The following is an 8,096-nucleotide window of genomic DNA, read 5'->3' as shown; positions in this document are numbered from 1 at the left end:
ATGGTCTCCATGGCGGCCTTGACCGTGGAAATCCGTTGTGAATTCCACAGGTTCTCCTTGACGATGACCTGTTCGGCCATGCCGAGACCGCGAGCGACCGCAATCATGCCCGGGAGGGCGCCGACGTCGAGCTTGTTGTCGAGGTTGATGAGGATGCGGTTTCTGGTCGCCATCAGCATCTCGTGCAGCGTCGAGACTGTTTCACTTGTCGCCGCACCGGTGCCCTCGACCACCAGCCGGCATGTCTTCAGTTCGGCCAGCGTGTACATGACCACCTCGCCCTTGCAGGTCGTGGTGCGGTCGAGCCAGCTGTCATGCATGACGACGAACTCGCCGTCCTTCGAGCGCCTGATGTCGACCTCGACGATTTCGGCGCCCATGGCGATCGAGCCCTCCACGGCGGCAATCGAATTTTCCGCGTAGAGCGTCTTGCCGGCCTGCATGCTGCCGGCGCGATGCGCAGCCACCATGACGTGATCGCGCCATTGGTTGGCATGCTCGAAGCGGTCGAGGATCTGTCTGGCGCGGGTCTCGCCGGCCAAGGCCTGGCCAGAGGCGGCTGCCACGGCCGTGTAAAGCAGAAAACTCAGCCAGATGGTCCGCATCGAGAATCGCTCCTTGCCGGATCGACACCCGGATAGGCGACGCCCGTGACATCTGGGTGAACGAAGCCGGCTAGCGGAATACTCGCAGCAGGTGCGTCAGATGCGTTTCGAGAGCCTGCGGAACCACGCCATGGCCGGCATCTCGACAAAACGCCAGGTGATCCAGGAGGCGGCAATGGTAGCGGCGAGCATGACGACGATCGCCACCGCCCCCGTCCAGCCGGCACCGAAGCCGGTGGCAGGCTGGCCGCGCAGCATGAAGTCGCCGATCAGGCCAAGGCCGAGCTTGCGCTCGACGAGCCCCGCGACGTTGATCAGGCGCGCCTGGACGAAGATGTGGACCATGTAGATCGAATAGGACAGCGCGCCGAGCGTCAGCATGAACGGGGCTCTGAGCAAGGCGCTGATCCAGCCACCCTCATGGGCGAACAGAAACAGCGCCAGCGCGAACACCAGGGGTGCCGCGATGCCGAAGTCATTGTCGCCCGCCAGCGAAACGAAAAGCACGATGACGGCCACCATGACGATTTCGGCAAGGGTCCAGTCCATCCGCGGGCCGCCCCTGGCGAGAGCCTGTCGCGCCCCTGCAATGGAATCATGCTGAAACCAGGCCAGCAAGGCGCCGAGCGAGAAGCCGTACAGGCAACGGATGAAGCCGAAATCGAAGGACACATCCATATGATGGGTCGAGAAGCCGAGCAGGAACAGCGGCGCGGTGACGGCGGCCGCGACGAACCATATCCAGGCGCGCACGCCGGCGACGAAGACCACGCCGGCAAACAGGAGATAGGCGAAGAACTCGGCCGAAATGCTCCAGCTCGGCGCATTCCAGGTCAATTGATCCTCGAAGCCGACACCCTGCAGCAGAAGGAGATTGGCAAGCAGGCTGTTGAGGTCGAAGCCGCCGGTGAAGGGGGCAGCCCCCGTGCCGTGCAATTGCGGCAGCATCAGCCGCAGCAGCTCGAAACCGGCGAAGGCGGCAAGCATGAGCAGATGCAGCGGGTAGATGCGGCCGAAACGGACCAGGGCGAAACGCGCGACCTGTCCCGGTTGGTTGAGCCGATCGCCGTAGCTGCTGGCGATGACGAAGCCGGAAAGGACGAAGAAGAAATCGACGAACAGGTAGGACGAACCGATGAAGGCGCTTTGCGAAATCGTCGAACCGGTAGGAAAGTGAAACAGCGCCACCAGAAGCGCGCAGATGCCGCGCCACGAATCGAGGACCAGGAAGCGTTCGCCGGCGACCGTGCCGGTGTGGGTCGACGCCGCGGCACGGGTGGGGTTGAGAAACGCGGTCTGCGTCATGATGATACAATCCTGTCTTGCCGTGGCACTCGGGCAGCGCCATTCCGTCTCGCCAAGCTATGACTGGCATCTTCCGTGCCGGTTCTGTAGTTGTTGCAACCCGATGAAAAACGAGGATCCGTAATGGCGAACCACACCATCGACAACGCCTTCACCGCCCGTTCCAAAACGGGCGCCGCGTTCGAGCCGACCTATTCCGGCGCGCTGTCGTTCATGCGGCGCAAATACACCAAGGACGTGAAGGGCGCGGATGCGGTGGTGTGGGGTATTCCCTTCGATGCCGCCGTCACCAACCGGCCTGGCGCCCGCTTCGGGCCGCAGGCGATCCGCCGTGCCTCGGCGATCCTCGACAACGACCCGCAATATCCCTTTTCACGCGATCTGTTCGAGCATCTGGCGGTCGTCGACTATGGCGATTGCCTGCTCGATTCGGGCAACCATCAGAAGACGCCCGGCACGATCGAGCGCGAAGCGGCGAAGATCCTCAAATCAGGCGCCTTCCTGTTGACGCTCGGCGGCGATCATTTCGTCACCTGGCCACTGCTCAAGGCGCATGCCGCCATCCATGGTCCGCTCGCTTTGGTGCAGTTCGACGCCCACCAGGACACCTGGCCGGACGACGGCAAGCGCATCGACCACGGCTCCTTCGTCGGTCGCGCCGTCAAGGAAGGCATCATCGATCCCGACCGGTCGATCCAGATCGGCATCCGCACCCATGCGCCCGACACGTTCGGCATCAAGATCCTCCATGGCCATGAAATCGAGGAGATGCGGGCGTCCGACATTGCCTACGCCATTGTCGACCGCACCGGCGGCAAGAAGACCTATCTCACCTTCGACATCGACTGCCTCGATCCGGCCTATGCGCCCGGCACAGGCACGCCGGTTGCCGGCGGCCCGTCCTCGGCCAAGATCCTGTCGACTCTGCGCCAGCTCAACCAGATCGATATTGTCGGCGCCGATGTCGTAGAGGTTGCGCCGGCCTATGATCACGCCGATATAACGGCAATCGCCGGCTCGATGGTGGCCATGCAATATCTCGGTCTGCTTGCTGAACGGAAAGCCCGGCTTGAAGAGCTGAACAACGGCAATCACAATGGTGCCGCAGTGATTCAGGGTCAGGGCATATAGTCTTGAAAACTCAGGGAATTTGAACAACCCATGAAACCGAAAATCTTCATCGACGGCGAACACGGCACCACCGGCCTGCAGATCAGGGCGCTGCTTGCCGAGCGCGGTGATCTGGAGATCATTTCCATCCCCACCGAGCGTCGCAAGGAAACGGCGGCACGTGCCGAGTTCCTCAATGCCGCCGATGTCGCTATCCTGTGCCTGCCCGACGACGCGGCGAAGGAAAGCGTCTCGCTGATCGCCAACGACACCACCAGGGTCATCGATGCGTCGACCGCGCATCGCGTGGCGGAGGGCTGGGCGTATGGTTTCGCCGAGATGGACAAGGACCAGGCAAAGGCGATTGCCTCGGCAAAGCGCGTCGCCAACCCAGGCTGCTGGCCGCAGGGACCGATCGCGACGCTGCGGCCGCTGGTCACAGCAGGCCTGCTGCCGGCCGATTTTCCGATCACCGTCAACGGCATTTCGGGCTATTCCGGCGGCGGACGGCCGATGATCGAGGACTACGTCGCCAAGGGCGAGGACGCCTCGGAATTCCTGCCTTACGGCCTCACCCTGCAGCACAAGCACGTGCCGGAATTGAGGGCCTATGCAAGGCTGTCGCATGATCCGATCATGCAGCCGGCGGTCGGCAATTTCGCGCAAGGCATGATCACCGTGGTGCCATTGCAACTCGGCGGCCTCGACCATGTGCCGACCGGTGCGGAGCTGCATGCGGCGATTGCCGACCATTTCGCCGCCATCAAGGGCGGTGTGGTCGAGGTGGCGCCCTATGCGCATTCGGAGCGCATGCCGGAGATCGATCCGGAGATCTACAACGGCACCAACCGGATGAAGGTCTATGTCTTCGCCAACGACAAACGGGCGCAGGCCCTGCTGCTGGCGGTCTACGACAATCTCGGCAAGGGCGCCTCGGGTGCCGCCGTCCAGAACATGGATCTGATGCTCGGCCTCTGATGGACACGCCAGCCTTTCCGGCGCGCTGGAAAGTCAGCGCGCCCGAACTCGTTGCCGAGACCTTTTCGAGCCGCATCTGGAAGGTTTTGCGCGAAGACGGATCGCCGGCGATCGTCAAGGCGCTGAAGCCTTTCGATGACGTCGCCGACGAGTTGCGCGGAGAGCACTATCTCGCCTGGCGGCGCGGCGAAGGCGCGGTGCGTCTGCTCGGCCGCGACGGCCACAGCATGCTGCTCGAATATGCCGGTGAAACCCTGCTGCAGCAGGTTCTCGACGAACAGGGCGACTTTGCCGCGACCGCAATCGCGGCGGAGCTGATGGCAAAACTGTTTTCACGGGGGAAAGCCCCCTACCCGCCCGAGCTTCAGCCGCTCCGGGAACGCTTCGCCAGCCTGTTCGACAAGGCGAATACCGATCGCGACGCCGGCCTTGACAGCCTCTATGTCGAGGCAGCCGTCATCGCCGAGCGGCTGCTGGCCGATCCGCACGACATCAGGCCCCTGCATGGCGATCTGCATCACGAAAACATCCTGCACGGGCCGCGCGGCTGGCTGGCGATCGATCCGAAGGGCGTGCTCGGCGATCCCGGCTTCGACGCGGCGAACATGTTCTACAACCCGCTCGACCGGGACGATCTCTGCCTCGATCCGAAGCGGATCGCTGATATGGCCGAGATCTTTGCCAGAACACTGAGCCAGACACCGACCGCTATCCTCGATCATGCCATTGCCTATGGATGCCTGTCGGCGTCCTGGCATCACGAGGACGACAATGCGGTCGAGGAGAATCGCGAATTGTCGATCGTCAAGGCGATCCGGGCGGTGCGGGCAAGCTTCTGATCCGACCCAGTAGATCGGCTCGGGATCAGCCCCTGAGCGCTATTCCCGTCGGCAAGGGATAGGCGCCCTTGGTGCCGCGCCAATGGGCTGCTGCAAAGCCCAGCACGATCAGCGCAAATCCCTGATGGGTCAGCGCCATATGCAACGGCACATGCATGAGCAGCGTGCCGACGCCGATCGAGGCCTGCACCAGCACCAGTAGAAACAGCAGCGTCGCGCGGCGCGCATGCGTCGAGCCTGGCAGCCGCCGGCGCGTGGCGATCATGTGCCACAAGGCCACGACGAATACCGTGTAAGCGCCAAGCCGATGGACGAACTGCACCGTCTTCGGGCTCTCGAAGAAGTTGCGCCATGCCGGCTCGAGGATCAGCAGATCGCCGGGAATGATCTTGCCGTCCATCAGCGGCCAGGTGTTGTAGCTCAGACCCGCATCGAGCCCGGCGACCAGGCCGCCGAGATAGATCTGGATCAGCGCCAGCAGCACGATGAAGCCGGCCAGCCTCTGCGTCGACCTATCGGCGGCAGGCTCGGAATGCGGCGCCAACCCGCGCGCGACCACCATGGTGGCGGTGAAGATCAGTGCGGCAAGGGTCAGGTGGGTCGCCAGGCGGTACTGGCTGACGGAGACCCGGTCGACCAGGCCAGAGGCCACCATCCACCAGCCGATGGCGCCTTGCAGGCCGCCAAGCAGCAGAATGCCCACGAGTTTCCGACCCAGGCCGCGCTCGATGCGGCGCGTTGCCCAGAAAAACAGCAGCGGCAAGGCGAAGACCAGGCCGACGCTGCGCGCCAGGATGCGATGCGCCCATTCCCACCAGAAGATCGATTTGAACGCTTCGATGCCCATGCCCTTGTTGAGCTCGGCATATTGCGGGATCTGCTGGTAGAGCTGGAATTCCTCTTGCCACTCGGCATCGTTGAGCGGCGGGATCACGCCATGGATCGGCTTCCACTGCGTAATCGACAGGCCGGAATCGGTGAGCCTGGTGGCGCCGCCGACCAGCACCAGCGCAAACAGCACCAGAAGCACCACATAGAGCCAGGCGCGCAGCAGCGCCCGGTTATGCAGGTCGCGGTCGCGGGCGACGTATGGCGCGGCAGCTGATATGGCAGCCATGATCTTGTCCCGGCAGGTTGATTTGGCGGATTGGTGGACCATCGCACCCGTGCTGGCAAGACCATCCGGCGCGGCACGCCGTCGCGCCGCGTCTCACCGGTTGCGCAGTCTCGCCTCAAGGCCTATGCGAGGCCGTTACCCCTTGAGCCTGCCAGGCCGCCTGTGCAAATTCCGGCATGCTCGATCAGGAGACCAACCATGCCCCTGCGCCTGAAAAAGCTGATCGGAATGTTTCTGCTGGTGGCGCTGGTCATCATCTATGCGCTGGTCGCATCGATCTTCGCGGTCGCCCGGCTGTCGGAGTCGGGTCCGTGGGTGCATTTCCTGTTCTTCCTGCTCAGCGGCCTGGTCTGGGTGCTGCCGGCAATGGGCATCATCAAATGGCTGATGCTGGAGCCGAGGGCCAAGCGCTAGGCGAAACCGCCAGCGTCAGATGGTGACGACCATCTTGCCGGCATTGGCGAGCGGCGTCGTCACGCCCGACAGCATGGTGCGAATATGGGCGAGGCTCTGATAGCGGCCGTTGACGGAAATCCGCGGCAAAGCCTGCAGGAACCCGGCATGTTCGGCGCGCAGCACGCCGTGGCGCGTCGTCACGGCAGAGGTGTAGCCTGCGTCACGGGCAAAGCCGACTTCGCGACAGCCTACGGCACTCGCATAGCCATAGGGGTAAGCGAAATGGCGGGGCTCTTCGCCCAGTTCGGCCAGCAACATGGCGCGCACGGCGCCGATCTCGTGCCGGGCATCGGCTTCGGAGAGCCGCTTCAGATTGCTGTGGTTGATCGTATGGGCGCCGATCGTCACCAGCGGATGCGCGGCGATGCGGCGGATTTCGTCCCAGTTCATCAATGTGCGCAGGCGCGGACCGTCGGCGTCGATGCCATTTGCGCGAGCCAGATCGCGCAACACCGCCTGCAGGTCCTTCTCGCGGATTTCGGAGGTGAGATAGGCGTGCAGGCGTGCATTGGCCTGCAGCTTCTTCGCGGGGGTCGAGCAATCGATCGTCAGCGGACCCTTCGGCCGCGTCAGCGTCAAGGTATCGCGCGCGTTGACGATGTCCTCGACAACGTCCCACCACAGGTCGGCTGTGCCGTTGATCAGCCCGGGCGCGACATAGATGGTGATCGGCGCGCCGTGCTTCTCCAGCACCGGCAGCGCCTCGACCATATTGTCGCGATAGGCATCGTCGGCGGTGATCGTGGCAAACTGACCGCCTTTGCCGCCCGCCTTGATGCGCTCGACGGCTTCGTCCATGGAGACGAAGGCATAGCCATGCGCCTTCATGTCGGCGATCATGGCATCGAGGAACCCGGGCGCGATATTCAGATGCCGGTTGACGCCGTCCGGCTTTTCCGGCGTCGCGGTAACACGGTGCAGCATCAGGATGGCGCCAATGCCGCCGATGAACGGCTTGGCCAGCGGTGCAAGGCCGGTATAGCGGGCGACGTTCAGCGCCAGTTTCCGGATTGCCTCCCCGCCGTCGATCATTCATTCACCTTTTGCGCCTAGGCTGATCCAAGCACGGAATGCGCCTATGCGAACCCCCAAATCGCGACCAATACGCCCTAAGGATTGAGGTATGGTTGACGCAACTGCGTCATTTGACGGCAATCGGCTTGCGGCAACCGAGGCATCGTCGCGCGCCTTGCCACGGGACCGTGCCGGCCTGTCGATCTCGGTGGCGTCCACGGACGGACTGGCGGCCTATGCCGAGTTCTGCCGCTCGGCTCTGTTTGGTCCGGCGCAGAGTGCTGCCTGGATCCTGAACTGGGCGGCCGAGACACGACCGGACCTGCTCGTCGCGACGCTGAGTGCCGAGGGCAAACCGGTTTTTTCGCTGGCGCTGGAGGTTGCCTCGAAGGGGCCGTTCCGGATCGCCCGCTTCATGGGTGGGCGCCACGCCAACGGCAACTTCGTCGCCGCGGACCCGAACTGGCTGGCCAAGGTGGATATGCCGGCCCTCCGATCGGTGCTGGCGGCCATCGCCGAGGCACGCCCGGACATCGATCTGGTCGCGCTCGAGCGGTTGCTGCCCGATCTCGACGGCGTCGCCAATCCGCTCGCATCGCTTGACCATTTTTCCAGCCCCAATCTGTCGCTGGCCGTCGATCTCGCCGGCGGCTTCGATGCGCTGCTTTCTCC

Annotated in this window: 8 protein-coding genes and 1 pseudogene; 5 read left to right on the top strand and 4 right to left on the bottom strand. The window is 63.7% G+C overall.

The features are described from left to right. On the bottom strand, positions 1 to 605 hold a 605-nt coding region (locus tag EOA22_RS17855; protein ID WP_164755596.1), incomplete at its 3' end, for a glycerophosphodiester phosphodiesterase family protein. Between the two features lie 96 nt (positions 606 to 701). After that, complete coding sequence (locus EOA22_RS17850) at positions 702 to 1,910, bottom strand: acyltransferase (protein ID WP_013532210.1); 1,209 nt, start codon at positions 1,908 to 1,910, stop codon at positions 702 to 704. A gap of 123 nt (positions 1,911 to 2,033) precedes the next feature. Between EOA22_RS17850 and speB the strand changes: the two genes are divergently transcribed. Genes speB through EOA22_RS17835 form a run of 3 tightly spaced genes read left to right on the top strand, consistent with a single transcriptional unit; the run spans position 2,034 to position 4,837 of the window. Beyond that, positions 2,034 to 3,041, top strand: coding sequence for an agmatinase (gene speB / locus EOA22_RS17845; RefSeq protein WP_013532211.1), 1,008 nt, complete (start codon positions 2,034 to 2,036; stop codon positions 3,039 to 3,041). A 30-nt stretch (positions 3,042 to 3,071) separates the two neighbouring features. Beyond that, entirely contained in the window at positions 3,072 to 3,998 is a 927-nt protein-coding gene (gene argC / locus EOA22_RS17840; protein ID WP_013532212.1) for an N-acetyl-gamma-glutamyl-phosphate reductase, read from the top strand. Further along, positions 3,995 to 4,837: an aminoglycoside phosphotransferase family protein gene (locus EOA22_RS17835; RefSeq protein WP_199489656.1), complete on the top strand. Its 843-nt coding sequence runs from the start codon at positions 3,995 to 3,997 to the stop codon at positions 4,835 to 4,837. The genes argC and EOA22_RS17835 overlap by 4 nt, the downstream gene beginning before the upstream one ends. A gap of 25 nt (positions 4,838 to 4,862) precedes the next feature. On the opposite strand, the gene EOA22_RS17830 is transcribed toward EOA22_RS17835, so the two are convergent. Further along, complete coding sequence (locus EOA22_RS17830; protein ID WP_082826667.1) at positions 4,863 to 5,954, bottom strand: COX15/CtaA family protein; 1,092 nt, start codon at positions 5,952 to 5,954, stop codon at positions 4,863 to 4,865. Between the two features lie 198 nt (positions 5,955 to 6,152). On the opposite strand from EOA22_RS17830, the gene EOA22_RS17825 reads away from it, so the two are divergent. Continuing rightward, complete coding sequence (locus EOA22_RS17825) at positions 6,153 to 6,368, top strand: DUF2842 domain-containing protein (RefSeq protein WP_063167779.1); 216 nt, start codon at positions 6,153 to 6,155, stop codon at positions 6,366 to 6,368. A gap of 15 nt (positions 6,369 to 6,383) precedes the next feature. Here EOA22_RS17825 and EOA22_RS17820 read toward each other — a convergent pair whose 3' ends face one another. Then, a complete protein-coding gene (locus tag EOA22_RS17820) occupies positions 6,384 to 7,442 on the bottom strand; it encodes a polysaccharide deacetylase family protein (RefSeq protein ID WP_063167778.1) in 1,059 nt (352 codons plus the stop codon). A gap of 91 nt (positions 7,443 to 7,533) precedes the next feature. Here EOA22_RS17820 and EOA22_RS17815 point away from each other — a divergent pair. Further along, positions 7,534 to 8,096, top strand: a pseudogene (locus tag EOA22_RS17815) (GNAT family N-acetyltransferase); the annotation flags it as partial.

Source organism: Mesorhizobium sp. M7A.F.Ca.US.014.04.1.1 (genome assembly GCF_003998745.1).
In the GTDB taxonomy this organism is placed as follows: Bacteria; Pseudomonadota; Alphaproteobacteria; order Rhizobiales; family Rhizobiaceae; genus Mesorhizobium; species Mesorhizobium ciceri.
Note: the sequence above shows the minus strand (reverse complement) of the source record. Positions and strands in the feature narration are given on the sequence as shown.

Bases quoted from the DNA above. Each gene is read 5' to 3' on its own strand.
- EOA22_RS17850 (WP_013532210.1), bottom strand. From the start codon at position 1,910: ATGACGCAGACCGCGTTTCTCAACCCCACCCGTGCCGCGGCGTCGACC.
- speB (WP_013532211.1), top strand. From the start codon at position 2,034: ATGGCGAACCACACCATCGACAACGCCTTCACCGCCCGTTCCAAAACG.
- argC (WP_013532212.1), top strand. From the start codon at position 3,072: ATGAAACCGAAAATCTTCATCGACGGCGAACACGGCACCACCGGCCTG.
- EOA22_RS17830 (WP_082826667.1), bottom strand. From the start codon at position 5,954: ATGGCTGCCATATCAGCTGCCGCGCCATACGTCGCCCGCGACCGCGAC.
- EOA22_RS17825 (WP_063167779.1), top strand. From the start codon at position 6,153: ATGCCCCTGCGCCTGAAAAAGCTGATCGGAATGTTTCTGCTGGTGGCG.
- EOA22_RS17820 (WP_063167778.1), bottom strand. From the start codon at position 7,442: ATGATCGACGGCGGGGAGGCAATCCGGAAACTGGCGCTGAACGTCGCC.